The following is a 26,245-nucleotide window of genomic DNA, read 5'->3' on the forward strand; positions in this document are numbered from 1 at the left end:
CGGTCATGTCCGGCGTTCGAGCCGCTTTGGCAACCGCGAGGTAGTCGCTGGCGGGACCGGGCTACGCCATCGACACAACACCCGGCTTACCGCGGCTGTGGAAGCCGGGCCCGTCCAGCGGATCTTCCTTCCGATGGGGACGCGTCCAAGCGGCCCGTCCCCAGCCTGCTACTCGAGCGCGGATAGGCTGAACGACGACTCCACCATCAGGCTGCCAGCATAAAACTGCTGGTCATCCCTGTTCCCATCCTTTGGTACTCCCGCCCGAGGTCCGGCCCTCCGCACAACGGCGCAGCTCGTCGGACTCGCTGGTCGTGGGCCGGTCGTCCCGCTCGCCGCGGTCGGCCTCGTCCTGCCGGATCCAGTTGCGCAGTGCTTCGTGATGCACCCCGAGCTGTTCGGCCAGCTGGCGGATCACCGGTTTGGGATCCGACTCCCGGTACAGCCGGACCGCTTGAGCCCTCAGCTCGTCGGGGTACTTCTTCGGTGCTGCCACGGATGACACCCTTCAGGTCCTATCGGACCATGCTTGAAAGTCTCCGAGCTACCGGGGGAACCTCATTTACCAGGTCAAACAGGGTATCGATGATAACCATCGATACCCTGTTTGCGTTGTGTGGGAGCAGATTGGGAGCAGAAGTCCTCCCTCAACTCGCCAGATCCACGAAAGGTCTGGTAACCCAGATTCGCGAACCCGCAGGTCAGCGAATCGAGGCCTCTTGGATCGCCGGTGACCTCTTCGCCGCCACCTAAGAGGTCACCTCCAAGCAGTTCGCCCGTCGCCCTGGGATTGTTCTGTCGGCAGTCTTCTCCGGGTACGTTCAGCACAGCCCCACAGCCTTGCCCTGCGTCACGATGTTCTCGGTCTTTGCCGATCAGTTGCCGACGGCGCTCGGCTCCCCAGGTGCCGTTTGCTTGCTCAGCTCAACTTGATCCGGGCGTGCACAACGTGAGGTCCTCGGTTCACCGTCACTCCCCAAGGCTGGTGAGGTTCAACCGAAGCCGGGCCGCGTCGGACCCATGCAGGCGCTGAAAAGCGCAGCGCCTCCTCCCAGACCTCTCGCGCGCGGACGTACCGGCCGGCTCGCTGGAGGTAGGCGCCCAAAACCGCGCTATTTCAGTCGATACCCCCGGATGATCGTCTGATCGACGGTGTTCCCCTCACTGTCTGTCGCGGTTGCTCGCAACGACACGAACGTGGCCCCTGCGGGGTGCCGCAGGCCGGCGAGCCACTGGCCGTCGCGGCGGTACACGGGCGCGGCCTGCCAAGTGCCACCGTCGTCATAGGACACCTGCACCGTCAGCGAGGTGATGCCGGCGTCCTGGTCGGTGTGCTCCACCCGCACCGGAACGAGGAACGGGACACCTCGCGGCGCGCGGTTGTGGTCGTCCAGCCGCGGGGTGAACCGCACCGCCATCATGGGGATCGGCCGGATGTCCGCTCCCGGCACGGTGCCTGAGCGGAACGTCCAGTCGGCGGTGACCTTCGTGGACAGCTCGGCCGAGCCACTCCGCACCGCCTCGCTGTGCAACCGGTACGTGCTCTCCTCGGGCGGCACGTCGAACTCGCTGTAGCCCGTCCACGGCTGTGTGCCGATCCGCTTGTCTCCCCGGTACAGCACGGTTTCGGCGGAGCCGGTCACCGACTGTCCATAATGGCCGGACGTCGGGTCGCTGAACGGCCACAGGTCGAAGTACACCGTGTCACCGGTCCGGCCCGCCCATTCCGCCGGCGACCCCGGATACCGTGGGAAAGACGGCCCGAACACCCCGGTGTTCCAGTGTTCGACAACGGATTCGCCCCGCTGGAACGTCCTGGGCACGGTCTGCGTGTACCAGTCGTACAGCGGCTTTCCCGCAGGCTTGCCGAAGAAGCGCTCCCAGGGCGTGTTGGGGCTGTAGTACTCCTGGAGTGTGAACGGAAGAGGTGCCCGCACCGTGTAGTCGCGTTCGCCGATCTCCCCGCTGCCGCTCGCGGCGTGCGCGGACCGCACGGTGGCGAGGTCGCGATCGGCGAAGTGCCGCACGAGCTCGGTGGGCACGCTGCCCTGCTCCGCCCAGCGGAGGTGGTAGAGGTAGGGGCTGCTGGTGAACCCGCCCTGACCGTCATGTTCGGCGAGCAGACCCTCCACGGTGTACGTGAACTCCGGTGTGCTCGTGGCCGAGGGCCGCACCCACACCTTGTCGAACGAACCGAAGTCACGGAAGCCCGTCTCGCCGTGAGACGTCGTGCGCAGGAACGACTGGATCGTCTCGGAGTCGCCGGCGTTCGGCCGGTCGACCTTCATGCCGACGGGTTTGGCGTCCCGGGCGTCGATGACCATCCTGGTGTCCCCGGTGACGGTGATCTCCGGTTCGGCGAACAGCGCCCTGATCAGCTCGTTGCCGGCGTTCCTGCCCAGGACGGTGGCGTGGAAGAAGTACCGGCCAGGTGGCAGCCGGACGACGGTCGAGCCGGTCGTCACAGGGGCCAGGTACGCCGAGGGCTGGTCGAGGCCGACGAAGCGATACTCGGCGCGCCCCGCGGTTTTTCCCTGCCAGTCGAGGAAGTCGAGCTTGACGTCGTAGCTCTCAGCCTCCCGCTGGACGCCGAGCGGGGTGCGGACCACGTTCCCGTCACCGGTTGCGACGACCGTGCCGCCGTAGGTGCCGTCCGGTCCGTCGACCGAGGTGTCCGAGGTCAGCGCCGCGGTGGCCTGCCCGCCCGCGGGTACCTCGAGGGTGCGCGGCGCCACGGTGAACATCCCGGCCGGTGCCGGTTTCGCTGCCGCGTCACGCACGTCCACGGCCAGGTCCAGGACGACCGGGGTGGCGCCGGTGTTCTGGTAGGTGAGGACCGTCGTGATCGGTTCGTCGTCCTGGTGTGGCCACCGCGCCTGCTTGAGGGAGATGCTCGCCGGGGTGGCCAGCACAGGCTGGCTGACCGCCCTCGCGACGTCGACCCGTCCGGCGCCCTGCTCGTACACCGACAACCCGGCAGCGGGCGCGGCACTGCCCATCAGCGCGGACTTCAGCCGCGCCGAGTCCCAGTCCGGGTGCATCCCGGCGAGAATCGCCGCCGCGCCGGCGACATGCGGTGTCGACATGGACGTGCCGGACATGGCTGCGTACTCGTCGTCGACGGGCGTCCCCGCGTGCCCGTTCCGGGCGCGGGCGGCGACGATGCCCACTCCCGGCGCGGTGATGTCCGGTTTGATGGCGCCGTCGCCGGTGCGCGGGCCGCGGCTGGAGAACTCGGCCAGCGCGTCGTGGCCGTCCACCGCCCCGACCGTCAGCGCGGCGTCCGCGACTCCGGGGCTGCCGACCGATCCGCTCCGCGGACCCCTGTTCCCGGCGGAGACCACGAACAGCGCACCCGACTGCGCGGTGAGCCGGTTCACCGCCTCCGACAGGACATCCACGCTCGGGTCCTTGCCGGAGGAGACCGGACCGCCGAGGCTCATGGAGATGACGTCCGCTCCCTGCGCGGCCGCCCACTCCATGCCCGCGACGACCGAGGACTCGGTGCCGCCACCGGTGTCGTCGAGCACCTTCCCGACGAGGAGCCGGGTGTTGGGAGCGACGCCCTGGTACCGGTTCGCCGATGCGGCCCCGCTGCCGGTGATGATCGACGCGACATGTGTGCCGTGCCCGACCCGGTCGTCGCTGCCGCTGGGGCTTCCGGTGAAGTCCCTGGCCTCGACCACCGCGTCGGCGAGGTCCGGGTGGGTGCTGTCGATGCCGGTGTCGAGGACGGCGACGGTCGTGCCGCCGCCGGTGTACCCGGCCTGCCAGGCCTGCGGCGCACCGATCTGCGGCACGCTGTGGTCAAGGTCCATCCGGACCGGACCATCGAGCGCCACCCGCTTCACACCGGGCGACAGCGTCGCGCCCCCGGCGTCCAGTGCCGCCCACACCGAGGACATCTCGCCCTTGTCCGCACGGATGGCGGTGGCTCCGATGCTGGGCAGTTCGCGGCCCTCGGCCGCGAGTCCGGCACGCAGGCCGCCGCCGGCGTGGGTCACCACCAGCGGCAGGTCACGCCGGGCCTCGTCGTGGTACCCGGACTCGACCAGCAACGAGACGTCGAACAGCCGTTGGTCGAGCTTTCCTGTTGCGACGAGTTCCGTGACGTCGCGAGGCACCACGACACTGTGACCGTTCTCGTCGATCCGCTGCTCGAAACCGACGTTCTCGCGGCCCGGCGCGGGCCTCACCCGCACCTCGTCCCGGCCGGTGAGCGTCACCCGGTCCCCGGTCACGAGGGTGACGGTTCGCCTGGCGGCTTGGGCCGGTGCGGCGGCGGCGATGCCGTTCGCGGACACGGCCGGTGGTGAGACCACGACGGCCAGCGCCGCGACGACGGCCAGTGCCGCGTGGCCGAGGCGTCGTTCGGTCAGACGTGTCACGAGGTCGCACCCACCGAGTCGACGACCATCTTGTCGGTGCTGGACCAGGCGATCACGGTCCCGGCCGGCACGTCGTCCCTGGCCGTCGCGACCATCCTGCTGCCGATCACCCTGGAGGTCTGCGGGTCGAGGATGATCTCGGAGCGGAGGCCTTCCGCGTTCCGTCCGATGGCCACGCCGGCGCGGCCGGACAGGTCGACCTGGCCCGGTACCCGCTCGATGCCCGGCAGCAGGGCGATGGCCTGGTACAACGCCGTGCGGACCGCGGGCGTGAGCAGCGCGTCGGCACGGGCGGCGAAGCTGGCGGCAGTCTTGAAGGTCAGGTAGTCGTCGTCGTGCTTGGTGCTCGGGCCCGCGGCGGCCCGGAACACCGCCAGCAGCTGCTCCGGGTCGGTGGGCAGGCTCGCCACCCAGGACAGCGTGGGGTTGTCGACGCCCGGTTCCGCCGGTTGGCCGACCGGCAGCTGTTCCTTCGGGTTGCCGTTCGGGTTCGGGGCCACCTGGGTGAACGGCTGCGGCACGGACTTGCCGTTGGCGGCGAGCTTGCGTGCGTCCTCGTCCGTCAACGGCCGCGCATTGACGTTGCTCGTCATCTCGATGCGCACCATCCGCAGCCCGTCCGCCGCGAACCACGCCTTGGTCTCCGTCTCCGAGAGCACCTTGGCCTCGCCGTCCACGCCGACCGGGATCCCGTTCACGACCTGACCGCGCACGTGCGAGTACACGAACTGGCCGGGCCGGACCGCCAGTGGCTGGAGGTCGCTGGTGTGCGCGGCGAGCGTGATCAGGGCCTCGCGTGCCGGGGTGTCCGCGCCGACGAGCGGCGTGGGGTTCTTGGGACGGGCCGGGCCGCCGCTGGTGGGAAGCGCGGTCGAGGGGACGTCGCTGTTCGTCGGCTGCACCGCGATGGCGATGCCCAGGCCGGCGACCAGCGCGACCGACGCGGCGACGAGCACCACGCGCCCTCGGTGCCGGGGTGCGGACGGGGTCTGCATCGAGCGGAGAGCCTTGGCGCGCATCCGGGCGAGGCTGTCGTCGGTGGGCGGAGGGGTGACGAAGACGGACCGGAGCAGATCGATGTCGTGACGCTCGTCCGGTGCTTGCTGGGTGTTCATGAGGTCATCTCCTGGGAGGCGTTGGCGTGGGGAGGAAGGGCGTCGCGCAGCCGTTTCCTGGCCCGGTGCAACGTCGACCGCACCGTGCCGACCGGGATGCCGAGCGCGGTGGCGATCTCGACGTAGTCCAGGTCCGCCAACGCGTAGAGCATGAGCACGTCTCGTTGTCTGCGCGGCATCTGTTCGAGAGTCGAGGTGATCAGCCGCACATACCCGGTGGCGTCGGTGCGCTCGATCGCCCGCTGCGCCGGCTCGTCGGCTCCGGCCAAGGACAGGTTCACTCTCGCCATCGCGCGGTACTGCGCGACCTCCTGCCGCCACCGCCGCCGCAGGAGGTTGGTGGCGATGCCGTACAACCAGGGCAGGGCGTTCTGCCGGTCCGCGTCGTAACGGTCACGCTGCTTGAACGCGACGCAGAACACGTCGGCGACCACGTCCTCGGCCGTGTTCGGCCCGACCCGGCTCGCACAGTATCGGTGCAACGGGCCCACATGCCGGTCGAACAGCACACCGAACTGCTCGGCGTCGCCCGCGATCAACTCCGCGTCCGACAGTGTCGGATCGGCCATCGGTGGATCGCTCGCTCCCACGGAGCGCAAGGGTGTCATGTCCCTTCTTTGCCACCACGGCCGTTCCTGGTTCCACCCGAGTCACATGGCTCTACCGGGACGGTCGGGGGCGAGTGCCTCGCGATCCCTCAACGCACTCTTTTGCCGCCGAGCGTGCACCCGGCCACAGACGAGCTAGAGGCCGATGGGCCTTGGGAGCACGGAGTGGAAGCAGATTGGGAGCAACTCCGCGCGTTGAACATGCCTGAACGGTCCTCAATGGACCTGAACGGAACCGCGCCGACCTGCAGGAGTCTTGTTTCCGCAGGTCAGCGCGTTCTCGGCACTATAGTTCACACCGAAGAGGTCACTGGTTCGATCCCAGTATCGCCCATTGCAGGTCAAAGGCCTGGAACCGAATCCGGTTCCAGGCCTTGTGAGGCACACCTCCGCCGGCCGTCGTGAACAGTGATCTTCGGAACACCCCCTTCTCACAACGGCGGTCCCATGACCGGTTGAAGTTCCGCGGCTCGATCGGGGTGCCGTGCCTCGTCGTGAAGAGCAGGCCGCTCTCCTGCCACGACACGTCCGCCTCCTTGCGGTCGACGTCGCGCTGCTTGCGCCGAAGCCGGATCGCTGTCGCCGCGATCGGAGGTATCGGCAGCACGTCGTCGGACGTCGCCGTCTCGGTCTCCCGGTGCGGAAGCTTCCCTCCGACCCGCTGCAACTGGTAGCTGATGTCGAGAACCTGCTCGACCTCGTCCGCGGCGTCGGTGGGCAAGCCAAGAACTTCGCCCTTCCGCATCGCCATGCCGATCACCAGGACGTAGGCCGAGTAGAACAGGTCGTCCTCGCGCGCGGACACCTAGAACGTCTTGGCCTCGCCGGTCGTCCGCCTTCGCTTCTGCTGGTGCTCGCCGATCGAACAAAACCGTGCACGGCTTCGCGGTGACGTCTAAGTCGTCATGGCGGAGACGCGACCGGTGGTTTCGAGGTTGCGGCACGGCACCCATGTACGCGAAGAAGACCATCAAGCTGTTGCTCTGCCCGGTTGTGATGCGGCCTTGCCGCCTCGGGGCACTTCCGGCGGTGCGGTCGGACGCATCATGTGCGGACGCACGGGAGACCCTCGCTAGTGCGGGGTGTGGAGGACGGTGTTGTCGTCGACCATGGCCGTAGGTCGTTGGCTCACGGATGATCCCGTGTGCGGGCCGGCCCTCCGGCCCGCACACCTCGTGGTGTCAGCTGTGGTTCAGCCGCACGGCGTGGACGTCTGCCCCGTCGGCGATGGTTGACGTGAAGAAGGCGATGGTGTTGTTGCCCGAGATCGTCTCCAGGCCCATGTAGTCGCCGAGGAACAGGCCTCGCGGGTCGCCGGGCGCGAAGTACGAGATCGGTGCGGTGTAGAGGTTGAACGGTCCGTGCAGGTGCTGTTCGGGTTCCCAGGTCTGGGTGCCGGTGTGCGAGTGGCGGAGCCAGATGTCGGTGGTGGCGATGCCATCACCGAGGATGTTGTTGCGGTCGTCCCAGTAGGTCAGGGTGACCATGCCGGTGGCCGAGACGTCGATCGCGTGGTTGTAGGACTGCACGCCGGGCCCGCCGGTGGCGACCGCGGTGGGGCCGCTCCAGTGCCGTCCGCCGTCAACGGACTTGGCCAGTACCACCTTGTTCAGGGTGGTGCCGAGGCTGTCGGCCCACACGACGTAGATCGCACCGCTGGTCATGTCGACCGCGATGTCGGGCAGGTAGTCCTCCCCGCGGATCGGGAAGTTGTCGTCGGGCACGAACAGCTGGGCGAACTGGATCGGCGCGATCTGGGCGGGGGCCGACCAGTGCAGGCCGGCGTCGCGGGAAGTCATGACGCCCATGTAGACGCCCTTGTCGTTGTTGCCGGCGCCGGTGTACAGGTTGGCGGCGACGTTGTAGAGCGTGCCGTCGGGGCCGACGGCGATCTGGTTGCCCTGGAAGTAGGAGTTCGAGTCGCGCATCGGCACCGGTGTGGACCAGGTCAGCCCGCCGTCGGTGGTGCGGGAGAACATCGGCTTGCCGCGGTAGGCGAACGAGTGCAGGTCCGCGATCGGGTGCTGCCGGCCGTCGTTGGGGTAGGTCCCGCGGATCCACGTCGCATAGGCGTAGCCGGCTCGCGTGGGATCGCCGGTGATGGAGACCTTGTCGTTGAAGACGCCCCGATCGCCGTTGTCCTCCTGGATGATCTGCGGCGCGCGCCAGGTGCCGGTGGTCCGGTCGAGGCTGGTCACCGCGACGGCGGACAGGCCCAGCTCGGACGAGTCGATCGGCTGGCCGATGAAGTAGGCGTTGCCCACCTTGTCGTAGGTCACCCACGGGTCGGTGACGCGGCCGAACCGGACCGGGCCGCCCTGGCAGGCGCTCCACGGCACGTCCGGCAGCTTGCTCCACGACACGCCGCCGTTGTGGGTGATCCACGAGGACAGGCCGCGTGCGCCGCCGTCGGGCCAGCGGTCCTGCTGGGACGCGCCGATCATCTCGGCCGGATTGGTCGGGTTGACCGCCACCTGAGGCTCGACCTCGGTGTTGTCGTAGGCCGCGGCGAAGTCGGCTGAGGCGCCGAACGGACAGGCCGTCAGCGTCGAAGCGCCGCTCACCAGGACGTCAGCTCCGGCGGAGAAGGGCGCTGCCGACGCCGGTGCCGAGCTGAAGAGAACCAGAGGGACAACTGCGGCGGCTGCGGTGAGCCGTCTGGTCGCATGCATGTGGGTACCTCCGCATGTCCGCTTCCCCCCTCATGGGTGAATCGTCGTCGCGGGCCGGATCGTTGCGCATGCGACAGGCCGGTTCAGGTCGGCGGGGCCGGCGCCTCACGCACGCCGGAGTCGAAGGACACCTCCACGGTGGCGAACCGATTCGCATCAACGTGCACATCGACGGGTTGCGCGATCGGCAGCGGTGTTCCGGCGAGGTTCGCGGGATGCAGGGTGTAGTCGCCCGGCGCCAGGGCGATGCGGAACCGTCCGTCCTCTCCGCTGGTGACCGTGGCGACGGCTTCGTCCGAGCCTGCCCGAGTCACCTTGAGCTTGGCGGGCAGCGGCTTGTCCGGGCAGGGTGGCGCGTCACGGGACGGCGGGCAGCCGCCGTCCACCATCGTGGTCCCTTCGATGCCGGAGTCCTGTGGTGCCGCCGGTCGCTGTCCGCAACCGGCGGCCAGCAGCACCAGCACCGCGATCAGGACCTTCATCGGCAACACCACCGCGACATCGGGACGGGGGCGGGCCGAGGCCGGCCCACCCCCGTCAGCTTGTCAGGAGAAGAGCACGTTGTGCGGTTCGGAGTAGGCGCCTGCGGCACCGCAGTTCCCGCCGGCGATCGCGTACCCGGCGGCGACCCACTGGGCCGGGTTCGCCTTGTAGGTGCGCACCGTGAGGTAGTCACCCCACCGGTAGAGCCCGCCGCTGGACGTGCAGGTGTTCCCAGAACCGAACAGGTAGTAGTTCGGGGAGGTGTCGATCGCGCTCGCCGGTGAGTTGTTCACCGCCGCACCTGGGTAGTAGTGCGTCGTGCCCGTGCCGCCGCCCCACGCGAACGTGCTGCCGACCCGGCCCGCGCTGTTGGGCGCCATGGACATGAACTGGATCGCACCCCAGGTGCCCCACTGATCACCGGCACCGATGTAGGCCTTGGTCGACTCGTTGAACCACACGATCCTCGTGTACGGGAACGGATGTGAGCCGTCCTGCTTGGCGTTGAAGGAGAATCCCAGGACACCGCTCGCCCGGTACGCGCCGAGCGTGCGGGAGTCGGCGAACTGGCACCAGTTCTTCACCACGCCGTCCGTGCTGGCGCAGTTCTGCCCGCTGTTGCGGGTGAAGAAGCCGTAAGACGCCACGGTGCGGTCCCAGAAGGAATAGCTGCCGGAGCTCTCCGGCCAGGCGTAGATGCGGAACGACGAGCCGTTGGTCTGGCCCCAGTTGCTGCCCCAGAAGATGGTGTCGGTGGAGCCGGGGACGAGCTTGAAGGTGAAGCTGTCGGTGCGGCTGAGGCGGCTGTAGCTGAATCCGCTGCAGGTGCTCATCGGGACCTTCGGCAGCCGGACGATCGCCGAGCCCTGACCTCCGGAGGTGGGGAAGAAGTTGCTCGCGATGACCACGAAGCTGTTGGTGATCGTGATGTCGTTGTAGTCCAGCTCGGTGCCGGCCGCCAGGCCGAACCACGTGGCGTCGATGTTCCAGTAGCACCAGCTGGTGAACGCACCCGCACCGGCCGCGGAGGCGTTGGCGAGCACCAGGTGGTCGTCGAACTGCAGCAACCAGAACTGGCGGCCCGTCGCGGCGTCGTACTGGGTCACCTGGTCGCAGCAGAACCCGCTGCCGAACAACGTGAACGGATCCAGGTAGCTCCAGCTCGCCCCGTTGTTCGTCGACCGGGTCGCGTACCAGTTGCCGGTCTGGAAGATGTTGCCGCCGTTGGCATCCGTGCTCGGCTCCTGCACGAACGACGAGAACGACGCACCACCGGAGATCCCGCTGGCCGGGATCGTCGAGTTGCGCAGCACGCTCGCGCTCGCGGTGCTGATCCCGCCGGGCACCGCCATCTCCGGTCCCAAGGCGCCGTGCCGCGGCTCCGGCCCCTGCTTGCCGAGGTGGGCGGTGTGGTTGTCCTTCGTCTCCTTGCGCGCAGCGAGTTCGGCGGCCTGCGCCGCGGTGTAGCTGCGCGGCTGGTCCGACACCGCCGCGGTGACACGTGCTCCTGCCGCCACAGCACGGGTCTACGTGCCGTTGATGCGGACCGGCGCCGCACTGCTGACTGCCGGCGCCGACAACGTGCCCGCCACGAGCACGCTGATCGCGAAAATCAGCGTTCGTCTACCACGGCATTCGTCACGAAATGGCATATAGCGCATGTGGCCTCGCTCCACTGGTTGAGACAGGGTCCACCGAAGCGTCGTCTGCGACTTGTTACGCAAACAGGGAACAAGGACCCGACTTGCACCCACCGAATCGAATGCGATTCATCAGGTTCTCCAATAGTTTGTCGAATGAAAGCATTCGACAGCAAATTGCGCGCCGATACAACATGTACGCGCGGCAAGTCGGGTGATCAAGCGACTGAAGCGTTCATTCATTGGGGGCAAGTCACCTCGCGCCACGTTGCGCCGCCTTGATTCAGACGCAGTGCTCGCTGCCCAGCGACCGGGCCACCCGGTCGTTGCTATTTGTCATGCACATTCAGGTGGGGTTGTCGTGCGAAAAATACGAGGAACCCGTTGGCGCCGTACATGCTTATGGAGCACGGTAAGGGGCCTCTTGGTCGCTTCTCTGTTGACCGCAACCGTGTCGACTACGGCCGATCAACGCCAACAACCCCGCCAAGACCACCATCGCGTTTCGGAGGTCGGGGATCTCTTCGCTCTGGTCGCACGGCGCTGTGGCCCGTTGCTGGGTGATCTCGGCCGCGCCTGTTCAGGTGAGCGAGAGCTGGTCGCGGTGGAAGTCGAAGTGCTGGACCGGGAAGCGGTAGAGGTCAGCCACCGTCATGAACTCGCGGAAGAAGGGATCCCATCGGGTCGGATACGGCATCCCTTGCGCGAGACTGCGTTCGTTCTCACGATCAAGGCGCTGATGCAGCGCCGCGATGGTGCGGTCGCACAGCACCACCATCGCTTTCCGGGGCATGACGGTGCCACCGAGCCACGAGCCGAGGAAGTTGACCACGTCGAAGGGCTTCGTGCCCGCGTTGAGCGCACTTGCCCAGGCACGCCCCACCCAGTTCGGCAGCCGCGCCATGATCCGGGCCAATGTCAGCAACGCACGCATGATCAGGAAGCCGAGCAGCATGTGGAACAGCAGCTGGCGGTTGTTCCACCGCGTGCCGTTGGACCGGCGGCGCAGCCGGCAATCCGTCGCGCCGTCGAGCAACGCGCGAAATGTCGCCCTCGCGCGTTCGAAGTCCTCGTGAACGGCCTGCCTGTCCACGACTCCCAGTGTGCACCTGGTGGTCAGCGCCGAGCCGACCTGATCCGGCGGACGGCCCAGATCGCGGCGCCCAGTACCAGGACCAGCGACCCGGCCGGCACGGAACTTCCCGGCAGCGTGAAAGCCAGTACGAGACAGCCGAGCAGGCCCACGACGGGGACGATCCGGGGTGGACGGCCTTCGTCGCGCGTCAACGTCCACGCTGAAGCGTTGGCGATGGCGTAGTAGACGAGCACCGCGAACGAGGAGAAGCCGATTGCGCCGCGCAGGTCGACCACGCTCACGAGAATGGCGACCGCGACTCCGACGGTGACCTCGGCGTGGTGAGGCACCTGGAACTTGGGGTGGACCGCACTCAGAGCGCGCGGTAGGTGCCCGTCACGTGCCATGGCCAACGTGGTGCGTGAGACACCGAGCAACGACCGCAGCGATCGCCAAGCCGATCAGCAAGCCGGCTCCGGCCGCACGGGCAGCGGGCGCGAACGCGGCGAACACCCCGGCACCGATCATCGACCCCAGCCCGATCACCACGGCGCTGCTCGTACCCAATCGACGAGCGAGCTGCGGCGCCCCACCACCAGTCGATGAACCCGACAAGGCCGGTGGTGCGTTCGCAGTTCAGGCCGGACATCGTCAGACCAATCCACACCGGCAGCATCCGATCCAGAAAGGACAGTCGATCGGCGTCCGGCAGCGCGTCCTGACCCGTTGACAGTGATCAGCACAGGGGGCAGGCGATGTGATCTGCATCGACGAAAGTCGCTCCAACGCCTGCCGCGATGCACCATGAGGGCATCACCCGTGAGGAGTACCGCCCGTGACCGAGAAGCCCGAAGTGCTGTTCGTCTGCGTGCACAACGCGGGCCGGTCCCAGATGGCGGCCGCACTGCTGCAGCACCACGGGCTCGGCCGGGTCGCCGTGCGCTCCGCCGGCTCCGAGCCCGCCGAGAAGGTCAACCCCGCGGCCGCCGAGGCGCTCGCCGAGTGGGGCCTCGACATCACCGCCGAGGTGCCGACCAAGCTGACCTACGACGACGTCGAGGCCTCGGACGTCGTGATCACCATGGGCTGCGGCGACACCTGCCCCGTGTTTCCCGGCAAGCGGTACCTGGACTGGAAGCTCGACGACCCGGCGGGCAAGGGTGTCGAAGCCGTCCGGCCGATTCGCGACGAGATCGACCGGCGAGTGCGGCAGCTCGTTCACGAACTGTTCGACTGACGTTCCCATCAGCGCATATTGACGAGTATCGATGCAGCTTGTTTGACTGCATGGACGAACTTCAATGCAAGCGTCGTGAGGACACGATCATGGATCGCACCACCGACGAACTGCCGTTCCATCTCGTCCTGCTCGTGCACTACCTGCGGTTCCGGGGCTGGGCTTCCACTCGGCCCGTGGAGTGGGGCAGTGCCGCCGGCGCCGTGGGAGTCGTGATCGTCCGGCTCGTCGGCGAAGCCTGGTGGGTCGCCGCGCTGTGCGGCTTCATGCTCGGCGTCGTGGCGGTGTTGCTCGTGCCGCCGCTCACTCGACGAGGCTTTTGATCTCCGCGACGGCGGCCCGCGCGGTGCGGCCGACGCCGATCAGCGTCGCGGAGGCCGTCCCCGTCCAGTTGCCGTAGCCGAGCAGGTGCAGCCGGGGTTCTTCCTCCGCGCGCGTTCCGGCCACGGGTATCCGGCCCTCGGACGTGCGCAGGCCGAGCGGCGCCAGGTGGTTCAGCGCCGGACGGAAGCCGGTGCACCAGATGATCACGTCGACTTCCTGCCGCGAACCACCAGGCCACACCACGTCGTTCCCGTCGAAGTGGTCGAACATCGGTTGCGCCACAAGACGTCCCGCGTCACGCGCCGCGCGCACGGTCGGTACAGCGACGATGTCGCCGAGGTTGGCGATGCCACCGGCTTGAGCGCTGGCGATGTCGAACAGCGCCTTGCCGTCGATCTCGTCCGGCAGGTAGCGCGGCGGGCGCAGGGTGACCCAGGTCAGGTCGACGTGTCCGACGAGGTCGGCCGCGATCTGGGCACCGGAGTTGCCACCGCCCACCACGACGACCCGTCGACCGGCGAACTGCTCGGCGTTGCGGTAGCCGGTGGTGTGCAGCTGGCGGCCGGCGAACCGTCCGGGCGTCGTCGGCACGAACGGACGCCACCAGGTTCCGGTGGCGCTGATGACTGCCTTGGCGGTCCATTCGCCGGTGTCGGTCTCCACGACCAGCTGGTCACCGCGGCGCTGGACGGCCTGCACCTCGACCGGTCGGTGAATCGGCAGGGCGTAGCGCTTCTCGTAGGCGGAGAGGTAGTCGATCACGTGCGCGGCGGTCGGGTACCCGTCCAGGAACGGCGGCATGGGCCATCCCGGCAGCGAGCTGTGCCGCGCGATCGAGAAGAGCCGCAACGAGTCCCAGCCGTGCTGCCAGGCACCGCCCGGCTCGGGCTGGGCGTCGAGGATCACGAAGCTCAGCCCGGCCCTGCGCAGGTAGTAGCCCGCGGCGAGGCCTGATTGGCCCCCGCCGATCACGACGACGTCGGTCACTCGTCCTCCGGCATTCCGATCACACCGCGTCAACGGGACTGCGCGCGAGCACGGCCGCCAGCCCGAAGGCCAGCCCCATCACCGCCAGTTCCAGTGCCGCCCAGCGTACGAAAGCGGTCCGGCGCTGTGCCCGGATCGACGGCAGCAGGCGGAAGCGGATGTGAGCACCCAGCAACCCCGCCGCGGCCAGGAGCACACCCTTGAACAGGAGGATCCGCCCGTAGCCGGTCGTGAAGAGAGCGGAGAACCACTGCACCTCCGGCGCCACGACGAGGTGCAGCAGACCTGACACCACACCGGCGATCGCCGCGACGAAGACGCAGACGGTGGCCAGCCGGGAGAACCTCGGCAAAGCGTCTGCCAGGAGCTCGCGGTGCGCGCCGGCCGCGGTGGCCACCGCGAGCAGACCACCGGTCCACGCCGTCACCGCGAGCACGTGCAGCTCCAGGCCCACCACGCCGAGTGCGAGAACGCCTTCGGGGGCGTCGAAGGAGTGGCCGCTGGGTGGTAACGGCAGCACGGTGAGCACAGCCATTGTCAGCGGCAGCAGAACAGGAACATCGCGGCGCACAGCCACCGCCGCCACCACGAGATTGCCCACGGCTCCCGCCATGACGAGCGCGAGTGCGGTTCCCGTGCGGAAGCCCGTGACGTGCCCGACGATCATTTGGCTCGTGACCTGGTGTCCTACGTGGACGGTCGCGATGTCGAAGACGAGGCAGGCGAGGGCGGCCACCGCCCAGACGGCCGAGGCGATGACGGCGACCTGGGACGCGGCCTGCCGCCGTGAACCCAGCAGGAGCGGCAGGAGCGCCGCACCGACCACGACCACGGCGGCGAGCATGATCGTCATCCGAGCCATGGGGAGCCCGATCCGGACGGTGAGGGTCGGCTCGATCAGGCCTGGGGCAGTGGAGAACACGCTCATTGCAAGACCGGCCAGCACGCCGCACACGCACCCGGCGGCGAGGACGAGCGCGAGGAGCGAGGACGGCGCACGCGTGGGCAGGCGGGTCACCGTCATGGCGGGCCGCCCACCGGGTTGATCTGCACGCCGTCGAGGTAGTCGGCGGTGTACGGGCGCACGTCGACCGCGGGATCGCCGGCGAAGAGCTCCAGGCGCAGCAAGGAATCCCGCTTCGGCGTACCGGATTCGTCGTGCGCGTACGCGAGCAGGAACGTCGGATCGGACAAGGCGCTGAGGCCCACGACGCGGTCCGCCTGGTCCGAGCCGGAACCGGGATCGACGACGTGCGAGGGCACCGCCGCGAAACCCAGCCGGTTCTTGAACCCGAACAAGCCAGGCTTGGCGAGGTGGCCGTAGAGGTTCGGATCGCTGCCCAGACTCACCCACGAGAACCCGCGCTGCCTCGCCACCTCGATCACTTCGAGGTAGAGCACCTTCGCGAGGCTCGACTGCCGCTGGTCGGGCAACGTCGCGGAGAACCGCGCACGGACTTCGCCGCGGACGTGCGACTCCTCGTTGATGCTGGCGCCGACCAGAGTGCCGTTCGAGCGCATGCACACCGCGAAGTAGCGATCAGCGTCGGCGAGCACCTTGTCCTTCTGCTCCTTGGCGACCGCCCAGCCGTGCTTCATCCGCGCGATGCCCGCCTCGTAGATCGGCAGGAACTCGTCGAGCAGATCGGCGTCGACCGGCTCGGTCCGGACCGACAGCCCCGCGGCGTGCCGTCGTGCCGTCCGGAGGTTCTGCCGGTCCTTTCCGGACAGTCGCGCGACGAACTCCTCCTCGCTTCCCAGCGGCGCGGCCCGCCAGGTGAGCACCTGAGGCTTGGGATGGAAGCCGGCCGCGGCCAGCTCACGCCAGAGGTGTGCCGGCGGGTCCTGGACCCGCACGACGTCGACGTCGGCACTGAAGGCGCGCCAGGCGCCGGACAACGCGTCGTCGGCGTCGATCACCGCCATCGGCACGCCCAGTGCCACCGTTCTCAACTCTCAGCCCACCGAGGTCAGCTCTGCGGACCTGGACGCGGCCGGTCCCGCAGGTTCGGTCAGGTCGGCAGGACTGGTCTCACCGCGGAACCTGCGCAGCCGCAGGCTGTTCGACAGGACGAAGATGCTCGACAGGGCCATCGCGGCACCGGCGATCATCGGGTTGAGCCAGCCCATCGCGGCCAGCGGGATCGCGGCGACGTTGTAGGCGAACGCCCAGAACAGGTTGCCCTTGATCGTGCCGAGGGTGCGACGTGCCAGCCGGACCGCGTCCGGTGCGCTGCGCAGATCGCCGCGTACGAGCGTGATGTCGCTGGCCTCGATCGCCGCGTCCGTCCCGGTGCCCATCGCGATGCCGAGATCGGCCTGGGCGAGCGCGGCCGCGTCGTTGACCCCGTCGCCGACCATGGCGACGGTACGACCTTCGGCCTGCAACCGCTTGACCACCGCGACCTTGTCCGCGGGCAGCACATCGGCCTCGACGTCGTCGATGCCCACCTGCTTGGCGATGGTGCGCGCGGCACGCTCGTTGTCGCCGGTGAGCAGGACGGGGTGCAGGCCGAGGCGCCGCAGCTGGGCCACCGCTTCGGCACTGGACGGCTTGGTGGTGTCCGCGATCGTCAGCACGCCACGCACCTGGCCGTCCCAGCCGACCAGCACCGGCGTCTGTCCTCGCTCCTGTGCACGGGTGAGCGCGTCCATGAGCGCGTCAGGTGTCGACAGCCGGTCGCCGAGCCAGGCGGCCCGGCCGACGAGAACGGTCTTGCCGTCGACCACACCGCTCACGCCCAGGCCCGCGGTGGCCTCGAAGTCCGCGACCACCGCAAGGGACTGGAAACGCTCTTTGGCCGCTGAGGCGATCGCCTTGGCGATCGGGTGCTCCGAGGCGTTCTCCAGCGCGCCGGCCAGGCGGAGGATCTCCTCCTCGTCCTCTCCGTCGGCCGGAACGACGTCGACCAGGCGCATGGCGCCGGTGGTCACCGTGCCGGTCTTGTCGAGCACCACCGTGTCGATCCGCTTGGTCGACTCCAGCACCTCTGGACCGCGGATCAGGATGCCGAGCTGCGCACCGCGGCCCGTGCCGACCAGCAATGCGGTCGGGGTGGCCAAGCCCAGCGAGCACGGGCAGGCCACGACGAGCACCGAGACCGCGGCGACGAGGGCCGTGGCCACATCGGCGCCGTTGCCGAGCCAGAAGCCGAACGCCGCGACGGCCAGTCCGATGACCACCGGCACGAACACCGCTGCCACGCGGTCCGCCAGCCGCTGGACCGATGCCTTGCCCGCCTGCGCCTCGCTCACCAGCTTCGCGATGTGCGCCAGCTCCGTGTCGGAGCCGACGCGCTCGGCACGCACCACAAGGCGTCCGTTGGCGTTGACGGTGGCACCGGTGACCGAGTCGTCCACGGACACCTCGACCGGCACGCTCTCGCCAGTGAGCATCGACGCGTCGACCGCCGAGCTGCCCTCGACGACGATGCCGTCGGTCGCGATCTTCTCCCCCGGCCGGACGACGAAGAGCTCGCCGACGCGCAGCTGCTTGATCGGGATGGTGACTTCCTGCCCGGCGCGCAGCACCGTGACGTCCTTGGCGCCGAGTTCGAGCAGTGCGCGAAGCGCGGCACCGGCACGTCGCTTGGAGCGGTGCTCTGCGTAGCGACCGGCCAGGATGAAGACCGTCAGGGTGGCGGCGACTTCGAGGTAGATGTGGTGCAGGCCCTGACCGGACACCGGCAGCATGACGAACGGCATCTTCATGTCGGGGACGCCGGCGTAGCCGAAGAACAACGTGTAGAGGGACCACCCGAACGCGGCGAGGACGCCGAGGGAGATCAGCGTGTCCATGGTGCCCGAGGCGTGACGCAGGTTCTTCCACGCGGCGACGTGGAACTGCGCCGCGCCCCAGGTGGCGACCGGTGCCGCGAGCGTCAGGGACAACCACTGCCAGTAGGTGAACTGCAGGGGCGGGATCATCGCCATCGCGACGACGGGGATCGTCAGGGCGAGGCACAGCAGGAGCTTGCGACGCATCGCCGCGAGGGCTTGCTCCTCGGCCAGGTCCTCGGCGTTCGGTGCGCCGTCGTCGACCTCCACGACCTCTTCGACCGGGAGTGCGGCGGTGTAGCCGATGGACTCCACCAGGGCGATCAGGTCCTCGACCTTCACGCTGGGGTCGTGTGCGACGTGCGCCTGCTCCAGCGCGAAGTTGACCTCCGCTTGGACGCCCTCCACGCGGTTGAGCTTGCGCTCGATGCGGGCCGAACAGGACCCGCAGGTCATGCCGCCGATGTTGAGCGTGACCACCGCTTGTGGCGCGGCCGTCGTGGCCGGTCCAGCCATCTCCCCTGCCCTCCCCTACCGGATTTCGTTCACCACAAGATCGGCGCGTGTGTGCCGGCCACGTACGCCAACGCGAAGACCACGACGAGAACGGCCGCGAAGCCGGCCAGCTTGACCGGGACGCTCACGCGAGCACGCCGGCGAACTTGTACTTGGTCGTCTCGACGGCGGCCTGAACGGCGTCGTCGGAGATGGGACCTTCGGAGGTGATCTCCACCCGGCCCGCGGCCGGATCGATCTTGATCTCCGACAGCCCGGGCACGCCCTCTTCGATGGCCGTGCGGACGCGCTTCGCGCATCCACCGCACGTCATTCCCGTGACGGAGTAGGTGGTGGTGGTCATCGCGTTGTCTCTTTCTCTAAGAGGGTTTCTCGCGCGAAGTCGCGCATCCGCTCCAGCGCGGTGGTGATCGAGTCAGCGCTCACGGCGTAGGACAGCCGGACGTGATCGGGTGCTCCGAAGTCGGCTCCGGGCATGACCGCGACCTGCGCGTCCGCGAGCAGCCGTTCGGCGAAGGTCGCGGCATCGGTGATCCCGTTGTGGCCGTAGAAGCCGGTCACGTCGGCGAACGCGAAGAACGCCCCACGCGGCTCGACTGCCAGCCTGATGCCGGGAATCGCGCTCAAGCCACCGCGCATCATCCCTCGGCGGAAGTCCAGATCTTCCTTGCGGCGAGCCAGTTCCGCCACCGGCTCGTCCAGGAGGGCGGCGAGCGCCGCGTACTGGGAGATGGTCGAGGGTGCGGAGGTGGTGTGCCCCTGCACCGCGGCCATCGCGGAGATCACCGGCTTGGGTCCGGCGGCGAAACCGACCCTCCAGCCGGTCATGGCGAAGGTCTTGGAGAAGCCGGCGACCGTGATGGTCCGCGACCTGATCTCCTCGCTGAGCGACGCCACGCTGGTGAACGTCGCGTCGGCGTACACCAGATCGCCGTAGATCTCGTCGCTGATGATGACCAGCTCGTGCTTGAGCGCTACCGCGGCGAGCGCTTCGAGCTCGTCACGGTCGTAGACGACACCGGTCGGGTTCGACGGGCTGTTGAGCAACAACACCTTGGTGCGGCTGGTGATCCGGTCCTCGACCATGGCCGGTGTGAGTTTGAAGCCCGTGCTCGCCCCGGTGGGGATCACCACCGGTTCGCCGCCGGCCAGCGTCACCATGTGCGGGAAGCTGACCCAGTGCGGGGCCTGGATCAGCACCTCGTCACCGGGATCCAGCAGCACCGCGAACGCGTTGGCCAACGCCTGCTTCGCCCCGTTGGTCACCAGGATCTGGTCGGCCGGGTACGAGCACTTCCACACCGACTCCAAGCGATCGGAAATGGCCGCGCGCAACGCCGGGATTCCCGCCACCGCCGTGTAGCGGGTCAGACCGTGCTTGATCGCGTCGACACCGCCGCGGCAGGCCTTGTCCGGTGTCGGGAAGTCGACCTCGCCGCCAGTCAGGTTGACGACGTCGACCCCGTCGGCCACCAGCTGCTTCACGTAGGCGTCCAGTGACGCCGTGCTCGACGGCGGCACCATGGCCGCGCGGCGGTTCAGCATCTCGGCCCCCTACTTGGCGTTGAGCGTGAAGCTCACGTCGGCAGGAGACCCCGAGCCGCGGGTCACGACGACCTTGACGGTCCAGTCGCCACCCATGCCCAGAACGAGCTTCGCGTCGTAGCCGTCACCGTTGAGGGTGGCGTTCTGCTCGCCGCTGTGCATGTTCATCGCGGGCATGTCAGGCGTGACCTTCACCGTGGCGTCGGTGACCTTCTGCCCCTTTTCGTCCTTGACCGTGATGCGAGCGTCCGCAGATCTCCCGCCTCTGATCGGGCAAGGGGTCGTGAGGTCGATGGTCAGACCCGAGCCGGTCTTGGTGTCGGTGCAGGTCTGCGTCGGTGCGCCGGCGTCTGCCTGGCGTGCCCCGCACCCCGCGGTGGCGACGGCGAGCGCCGCCACCACCGTGACGAGCGAGGCGACTCGCGTCCTGGTCATGAAATCTCCTCAGTGGTGCCGAACTTCTAGCCGCAGCAGGAGCTCTTGGCCGCCGGTGCCTCCGCGGTCGCCTCCGGCTTCGGGCCGCAGCAGGACGACGTCTTCGGCGCAGCCGCCTCGGCAGTTTCGATCTTGACCTCGACCTTGGGCCCGCAGCACGAGGACTTCGCGGCGGGCTTGGCCGCGGGTGCCTCGCCGCCGAGCGCGGCGGTGAACATGTCGCTGACGTTGGTCTCGCTAGACATTGACGTTCCTTCCGGTCTTTTCCTTGTTCTGACTGGTCTGCACGTTCAGCAGCTCGGCGAGCCGGCCGTGTGCGGTGAGCAGTTCCACGGGGCTGCCGGACTCGACGATCCGGCCGTCTTCCAGCACGAACACCTTGTCCAGGTCTTCGACGAGGGCGAGCCAGTGGGCGACCACCACGGCGGTGCGCCCGTCGAGCAGGCGCCGGATGGCCGCCAGCACGATGAGCTGCCGCTCCGGGTCCACACTGGACACCGCCTCGTCCAGGATGATCACCCTGGGGTCGGCGAGCATCGCGCGGGCGAGCGCGACGAGCTGTCGTTCACCGACGGACAGCCGGGAGCCGCGCTCACCCACTCGGGTGCTGTAGCCCTGGCCGAGCTGGCGGATCACCTCGTCGGCGCCGACCGACTCGGCCGCCGCGACGACTTCCTCATCGGTGGCGTCCGGACGACCGAAGCGGATGTTCTCCGACACGGTGCCGTCGAAGAGCTGTGCTTCCTGTGTGACGAGCAGGATCTGGTCACGCACCGAGGACTTGCTCACCGCGGCGAGATCGTGGCCGTCAACGCTGATCGTTCCGGAAGTCGGCGTGTAGAGCCGGACGAGCAGCTGCATCAACGTGCTCTTGCCGGCACCACTGGAACCGATGACGCCGACGTGCTCGCCGGGCTGGGCCGAGAAGCTCAAGCCGTGCAGCACTTCCTCGCCACCGGGGTAGCCGAAGCGGACGTCGTCGACCACGAGCTCACCACGCACGGGCGGCAACACCTCGCCGGAGTCGTCTTCCTCCGGCAGGTCGAGCACTTCGAGGACGCGCTGCGCGGACACCGCGACGTCGGACGCCTCACCGAGCTGGTGGGCCAGGTCGCGCACCGGGTTGAGCATCTTCTTGACGAACAACGCGAACGCGGCCAGCGTGCCCGCGGCGAGCGCCGCACCCTGGGCCATGCCCATCGAGGCCATCATCGTGTCGGTGCCGAGCAGCATCCACGTCATCGGCATCATGCCTGAGGCCAGGGAGAAGAAGAACCCAGAGCCGAGGGCACGTCCCTGGATGATCTGCAGGCCACCGAAGAAGATCAGCAGTGCGAGTGCGAAGTGGACGCTGAACGCGAGGTGTGAGGAAAGCCAGAGACGCTTGCGCGACAACCGGTTGTGGACGACGTTGTACCGCTCCGAACGCGCGCTGAGGTCGTCGAGCAGCGACTGCTCCTGGCCGAACGCGCGGATGTCGCCGATGCCGTCGATGCGCTGGTTGAGGTAGCCGACCATCTTGTCCCACTCCCGGCGCTGCCGCCGGGTGTCGCCACGCAGCCGGTTCGTCCACCACAACGCGATGTAGACCATCAGCGGAATCGAGACCAGGGTGGGCAGAGCGACGGCCGGGCTCAGCGCGAGCAGGAAGACCGAGAAGGCGATGAACCACACAACGCTGTTCACGACCTCCATCACCGACTTGGTGAGGAAGCTGCGGAACCTGTTGGCCTCGAACAGAACGCGGGTGACCCACTCTCCGCTCGCCTGGGCGACGTGCCTCGACAGCTGCACCTTGTGCAGTCGCTCCACGAGGTCGTTGCGAATGGTCACGGTCAGGCGCTCGTTGACCCTGATCATCGCGGAGTTGTAGATGATGCGGATGACGTTCTCGACGAGCACCAGCACCATGAGGTTGATCGCAGTGCTGCGGATCGCCTCCATGTCACCGAGAACGATGTGACCGATTCCGGCCATCACCGTGTACATCACGGCGATCGTGGTGATCGACGACAGCACGGCCATCAAGGTCGCGATGGACATCCATCCCAGGTGCGGCTTCATGTAGGGCAGGAAGCGCTTCACAGCGCTCCAGAGGATCTTGCGCGCGGCGCGGGCGTCCATGTCCGCCACGCTGGTCTTGGCCGGAGCGGCCGTGGTCGGGTCAGCCATTGACCTTGGCTCCTTCGGACGTTCCGGCGTGGGCGAGCCGCACGGCTTCGCCGGTCTCGACGGCGCCGGCCCGCAGGGTGATCGCGCGGTCGGCGTAGCGAGCCACGGAGTCCTGCTGGGTCGCGATGATCAACGTGCGCTTTCCGCGCACGGAGACGATGGTCTCGAGCAGCGCGACCTCGGTCTCCGCGTCGAGGTTCGCCGTGGGGTTGTCGAGGAGCAGTACGTCCGGGTCGACCAGGAGGGCTCGGGCGAGGCCGATGCGTTGCCGCTCGCCGGCCGAGAGGTCCATCGTGGTGGCGCCGAACTCCCGGTCCAGAGGGAGGTGGCCGAGGCCTGCGGCGGACACCGCGGCGGCGACTTCCTTCCCCGTGGCGTCAGGTCGGGCGAACGCGACATTCTCCGCCAGCGTGCCCTCGAACACCCACTGGCGCTGCGGAAGGCAGACGACCCGCTTGCGCACGTCGTGCGAGTTGTACTCCCGCACATCGACACCGTCGTAGCGGACCGTGCCCTCTTCCGGGTCGCGCAGCCGCGCCAGCACGTGGAGCAGGGTGCTCTTGCCGCTTCCGGTCGGACCGACCAGCGCGACGCTTTCGCCGGGTTCGATGGTGACATCGACGTCGTCGAGAACGCGGCGGCCGCCGATCTCCACGACGACGCCTTCCGTGCTGACCGCACCGCGCAGCTCGGGCATCGGCCGCGGGTCGGGCCGCTCGTTCACCACCGACTGCGCGTCCATCACCTGCAGCAGCCGTTGTGCGGTGATGGTGGAGCGGAACGCTCCGTTCACGTTCATCGAGAGCATGTGGATGCTCATCTGGAACATCATGATCAGCGCGACGATCGCGACCAGACTGCCGACGGTCAGGGTGCCGTCGACGACGGCGTTGCCACCGACCCACAGCGCGATCGGCGTCGGCAGTCCGCCGATGACGTTGAGGAACGCCTCCCAGCGGCTGTAGGTCGTCTTCATCTTGCCGTCGCGGGCCGCGTGGTCTTCGTTGATCTTGTGCAGCTTGCCGGACGCGGCGCCCTCACGGCCGAAGGACTTGACCATGTTGATGTTCGCCAGCGATTCGCCGACTCCGGCGAGCAGCTTGGTGAACTGACCCTTCAGTTCCACGAAGGACTTCTGCAACCGCAGCTGGACCGTCATGTTGCCGAGGATCACGAAAGCCATGGGGATGACCGAGATCAGGGTGACCCGCCAGTCGATCACCAGCGCTGCCACCAGCATCGCGCCGGTCACCATGATCTGGTTGAACAGTTCGAGCAGACCGCCGTTGGTGAGACCGCGCACGGCGACCGCGTCGGAGATGAGGCGGGTCAGCGCGCGGCCACCGGACACCTCGGCCGTGTCGGCCGGACCGAGCCGCAGCAGCTGGCTGAACAGGTCGTGCCTCAGATCGGTGACCGCACGGCTCGCGATGCCGAACCTGATCCTCTTGCCCCAGTGCAGCAACGCGGTGGTCGCCGCGCCTGCGGCCAGCACGCCCAGTGCGATCACCAGAAGCAGCTGGGTGTCACCACCGAGCACGCCGACGTCGATCGCGATGCGCATGAGCAGCGGGATGGCGATGTTGCCCAGCAGACCGACGAGCATGACACCGGTGGCCAGCGTCATCGCGCCGCGGTAGCGCAACGGGTAGCTGTACATGAAGCGCAGCGCGCGGAGCGACTCCTTCACGTCGAGCCCTCTTCTTCTTGGGATTGCACGACTTGTGACCAGCGAGGGCGGGCCGCGCCCTGAGGACGCGGACCGCTTGAGATCATCTGAAATCTCGGTTTCCTAGTCGCAGCAGGCACACGCGCAACCGCACTCGGTGCCATCCTCCGCGACATCCTCCATGCCGCTGGTCTCGCAGCAGCCGGACCCGATCATGTCGTCAGCCATGTTCACCTCCCAGGGGCCTTGATTAGATGATTTCAAAGTTATCTAAACAGCTGCTTCGAGAGCCGTCAAGACAACTGCGCCAACTGCCGGCTGCCTTCAGCAGCAAGAGGTGTGAGCGCGCTCGACCTGCGGTTCCGCAGCGGTCGACGACTCCACCTGAAGGTCCAGCTTGTCCAGAATGCGCTGAAGATCCCGGTCGAGCTCCTCACCATTCCTGCCCGCCAGGACTATCCGGCCGAACGCGCCTCCGCGCGGATGGTTGATCGGCACCACCGGATCGCCCGGCTTGACGTCGAGCTCGATGAAGGGCGGGATGGGCGATTCGAGCCCTTCGACGCCTGCCAGGGCGTCCTCGTCGTAGCGCAGCCGACCGGCCTCGGAGAACACGATGCTGCGATAAAGACCTGCGGCGGCCCGCGGCTTCTCCGGTGACATCTGGCGGCCCAGGGCGGCCTCGACGGCGACGAGCGTGGGTTCGTAGCCGGACGTGGCGGCGATCAGCTCGACTCCCTGACCACCCGCCACCCTGGGGTTGATCTCGCCGGCCTTCGGTCCCGCCTCGGTGAACCAGAACTGCAGTGACGCGACCCAGTTGTCCAGGCCTACGGCGGTGAGCGCCTGATCGGTGAGCCGTTCGAGCTCGGCGAGCTGCTCCTCCCCGAGCGTGCTCGGGAACCACGCGCCCACCTTGACGAACTTCGGCGGCGGGCCGACGTCGCCTTCCACCACGTACATGACCGTGGTCCGGCCGTTCACCCTGCTGGCGAAGACACCGAACTCGGCTCCGACCATGAACTCCTCGATCAGAGCGGAGTCCTTGCCCTCGTCGAGGATGTCGGCGACCGCGTCGGCCACGTCGTCCGGGGTCTCGCAGTACATGAGTCCGGACGCGCTTGTGCCGTCACGCGGCTTGACGACAACGGGCAGGCCGATCTCCCCCGCCGCCGCGACTCCTTCCGCGGTGGATCGGACGACCCGGTGTTCGGGAACCGGTACGCCCGCTTGCTGCAACAGCCGCTCGGTGGCCGCCTTGTCGTTGCAGTTGCGGGCCGCCTCCTCGGTGATGCCGGTGGACAGTCCCAGGCTCTCGGCCAGCCGTCCCGCGAGCGGAACCAGCCGGTCCACGCCGGTGACCACGGCGTCGAGCGGTTTGCCCGCGTGTACTTGGCCGACCTTGGCCACCACGCCATCCCAGTCGTCGAAATCCACCTCAAGCGGGAAGTCGGAGAGGAGGAGCTGCTCCAGGGTCATCGCCTCGTCCGCGTACACGACCTCGTAGCCGGTGCGCTCCTTGAGCATCCTGACCGTGCGCTGTCCGCTCAGCACCAGCACTCTGGGCGGGCGCGTGTCGTTGGGCATCAGTGATCACCACAT

Annotated in this window: 22 protein-coding genes and 1 pseudogene; 2 read left to right on the plus strand and 21 right to left on the minus strand. The window is 68.2% G+C overall.

The features are described from left to right. Positions 1-232 precede the first annotated feature (232 nt). The 10 genes and pseudogenes from ACWEIJ_RS37215 to ACWEIJ_RS37260 form a co-directional block, all read right to left on the minus strand. Complete coding sequence (locus tag ACWEIJ_RS37215) at positions 233-496, minus strand: transposase (RefSeq protein ID WP_449841957.1); 264 nt, start codon at positions 494-496, stop codon at positions 233-235. A 616-nt stretch (positions 497-1,112) separates the two neighbouring features. Continuing rightward, a complete protein-coding gene (locus tag ACWEIJ_RS37220; RefSeq protein WP_449841958.1) occupies positions 1,113-4,388 on the minus strand; it encodes a S8 family serine peptidase in 3,276 nt (1,091 codons plus the stop codon). Next, the gene (locus ACWEIJ_RS37225) at positions 4,385-5,503 is read right to left on the minus strand and encodes a CU044_5270 family protein (RefSeq protein WP_449841959.1); all 1,119 of its coding nucleotides are present in this window, start codon (positions 5,501-5,503) and stop codon (positions 4,385-4,387) included. Before ACWEIJ_RS37225 ends, ACWEIJ_RS37220 begins: the two co-directional genes overlap by 4 nt. Then, the gene (locus ACWEIJ_RS37230; protein WP_449841960.1) at positions 5,500-6,072 is read right to left on the minus strand and encodes an RNA polymerase sigma factor; all 573 of its coding nucleotides are present in this window, start codon (positions 6,070-6,072) and stop codon (positions 5,500-5,502) included. Before ACWEIJ_RS37230 ends, ACWEIJ_RS37225 begins: the two co-directional genes overlap by 4 nt. 346 nt (positions 6,073-6,418) lie before the next feature. Beyond that, on the minus strand, positions 6,419-6,871 hold the full coding sequence (locus ACWEIJ_RS37235; RefSeq protein WP_449841961.1) for a hypothetical protein: 453 nt from the start codon (positions 6,869-6,871) through the stop codon (positions 6,419-6,421). A 421-nt stretch (positions 6,872-7,292) separates the two neighbouring features. Next, on the minus strand, positions 7,293-8,675 hold the full coding sequence (locus tag ACWEIJ_RS37240) for a sialidase family protein (RefSeq protein WP_449841962.1): 1,383 nt from the start codon (positions 8,673-8,675) through the stop codon (positions 7,293-7,295). Positions 8,676-8,866: 191 nt separating this feature from the next. Further along, complete coding sequence (locus ACWEIJ_RS37245; RefSeq protein ID WP_449841963.1) at positions 8,867-9,265, minus strand: hypothetical protein; 399 nt, start codon at positions 9,263-9,265, stop codon at positions 8,867-8,869. A 63-nt stretch (positions 9,266-9,328) separates the two neighbouring features. After that, a complete protein-coding gene (locus tag ACWEIJ_RS37250) occupies positions 9,329-10,783 on the minus strand; it encodes a hypothetical protein (RefSeq protein WP_449841964.1) in 1,455 nt (484 codons plus the stop codon). A 703-nt stretch (positions 10,784-11,486) separates the two neighbouring features. Continuing rightward, positions 11,487-11,999 carry a DinB family protein gene (locus tag ACWEIJ_RS37255; RefSeq protein WP_449841965.1) on the minus strand — a complete coding sequence of 171 codons (513 nt, stop codon included), beginning with the start codon at positions 11,997-11,999 and terminating at the stop codon, positions 11,487-11,489. A gap of 23 nt (positions 12,000-12,022) precedes the next feature. Beyond that, positions 12,023-12,427: pseudogene (locus ACWEIJ_RS37260) on the minus strand (APC family permease); the annotation flags it as partial. Between the two features lie 389 nt (positions 12,428-12,816). Here ACWEIJ_RS37260 and ACWEIJ_RS37265 point away from each other — a divergent pair. Then, entirely contained in the window at positions 12,817-13,218 is a 402-nt protein-coding gene (locus tag ACWEIJ_RS37265; protein ID WP_449841966.1) for an arsenate reductase ArsC, read from the plus strand. A gap of 89 nt (positions 13,219-13,307) precedes the next feature. Continuing rightward, positions 13,308-13,541 (plus strand): hypothetical protein, encoded by a 234-nt coding sequence (locus ACWEIJ_RS37270; protein WP_449841967.1) that lies wholly within the window; start codon positions 13,308-13,310, stop codon positions 13,539-13,541. On the opposite strand, the gene ACWEIJ_RS37275 is transcribed toward ACWEIJ_RS37270, so the two are convergent. From ACWEIJ_RS37275 to ACWEIJ_RS37325, 11 genes are all read right to left on the minus strand, one after another. Further along, positions 13,522-14,529 carry an ArsO family NAD(P)H-dependent flavin-containing monooxygenase gene (locus ACWEIJ_RS37275; RefSeq protein WP_449841968.1) on the minus strand — a complete coding sequence of 336 codons (1,008 nt, stop codon included), beginning with the start codon at positions 14,527-14,529 and terminating at the stop codon, positions 13,522-13,524. The two genes, ACWEIJ_RS37270 and ACWEIJ_RS37275, sit on opposite strands and share 20 nt — an antisense overlap. A 19-nt stretch (positions 14,530-14,548) precedes the next feature. Next, a complete protein-coding gene (locus tag ACWEIJ_RS37280; RefSeq protein WP_449841969.1) occupies positions 14,549-15,553 on the minus strand; it encodes a copper resistance D family protein in 1,005 nt (334 codons plus the stop codon). Continuing rightward, the gene (locus ACWEIJ_RS37285) at positions 15,550-16,473 is read right to left on the minus strand and encodes a GNAT family N-acetyltransferase (RefSeq protein ID WP_449841970.1); all 924 of its coding nucleotides are present in this window, start codon (positions 16,471-16,473) and stop codon (positions 15,550-15,552) included. The genes ACWEIJ_RS37280 and ACWEIJ_RS37285 overlap by 4 nt, the downstream gene beginning before the upstream one ends. A 12-nt stretch (positions 16,474-16,485) precedes the next feature. Further along, on the minus strand, positions 16,486-18,822 hold the full coding sequence (locus ACWEIJ_RS37290; protein ID WP_449841971.1) for a heavy metal translocating P-type ATPase: 2,337 nt from the start codon (positions 18,820-18,822) through the stop codon (positions 16,486-16,488). Between the two features lie 124 nt (positions 18,823-18,946). Then, positions 18,947-19,165 (minus strand): heavy-metal-associated domain-containing protein, encoded by a 219-nt coding sequence (locus tag ACWEIJ_RS37295; protein WP_449841972.1) that lies wholly within the window; start codon positions 19,163-19,165, stop codon positions 18,947-18,949. Further along, positions 19,162-20,367 (minus strand): pyridoxal phosphate-dependent aminotransferase, encoded by a 1,206-nt coding sequence (locus ACWEIJ_RS37300; RefSeq protein WP_449841973.1) that lies wholly within the window; start codon positions 20,365-20,367, stop codon positions 19,162-19,164. The genes ACWEIJ_RS37295 and ACWEIJ_RS37300 overlap by 4 nt, the downstream gene beginning before the upstream one ends. Before the next feature lie 9 nt (positions 20,368-20,376). Further along, a complete protein-coding gene (locus tag ACWEIJ_RS37305; protein ID WP_449841974.1) occupies positions 20,377-20,802 on the minus strand; it encodes a FixH family protein in 426 nt (141 codons plus the stop codon). 26 nt (positions 20,803-20,828) lie between these two features. Further along, positions 20,829-21,047: a hypothetical protein gene (locus ACWEIJ_RS37310; protein WP_449841975.1), complete on the minus strand. Its 219-nt coding sequence runs from the start codon at positions 21,045-21,047 to the stop codon at positions 20,829-20,831. Then, positions 21,040-22,974, minus strand: coding sequence for an ABC transporter ATP-binding protein (locus tag ACWEIJ_RS37315; RefSeq protein WP_449841976.1), 1,935 nt, complete (start codon positions 22,972-22,974; stop codon positions 21,040-21,042). Before ACWEIJ_RS37315 ends, ACWEIJ_RS37310 begins: the two co-directional genes overlap by 8 nt. Further along, positions 22,967-24,664, minus strand: a complete 1,698-nt coding sequence (locus tag ACWEIJ_RS37320; RefSeq protein ID WP_449841977.1) for an ABC transporter ATP-binding protein — start codon at positions 24,662-24,664, stop codon at positions 22,967-22,969. The genes ACWEIJ_RS37315 and ACWEIJ_RS37320 overlap by 8 nt, the downstream gene beginning before the upstream one ends. Positions 24,665-24,967: 303 nt before the next feature. Further along, positions 24,968-26,230 (minus strand): ATP-grasp domain-containing protein, encoded by a 1,263-nt coding sequence (locus tag ACWEIJ_RS37325; protein WP_449841978.1) that lies wholly within the window; start codon positions 26,228-26,230, stop codon positions 24,968-24,970. Positions 26,231-26,245 lie beyond the last annotated feature (15 nt).

It is taken from the genome of Lentzea sp. NPDC004789 (assembly GCF_053601075.1).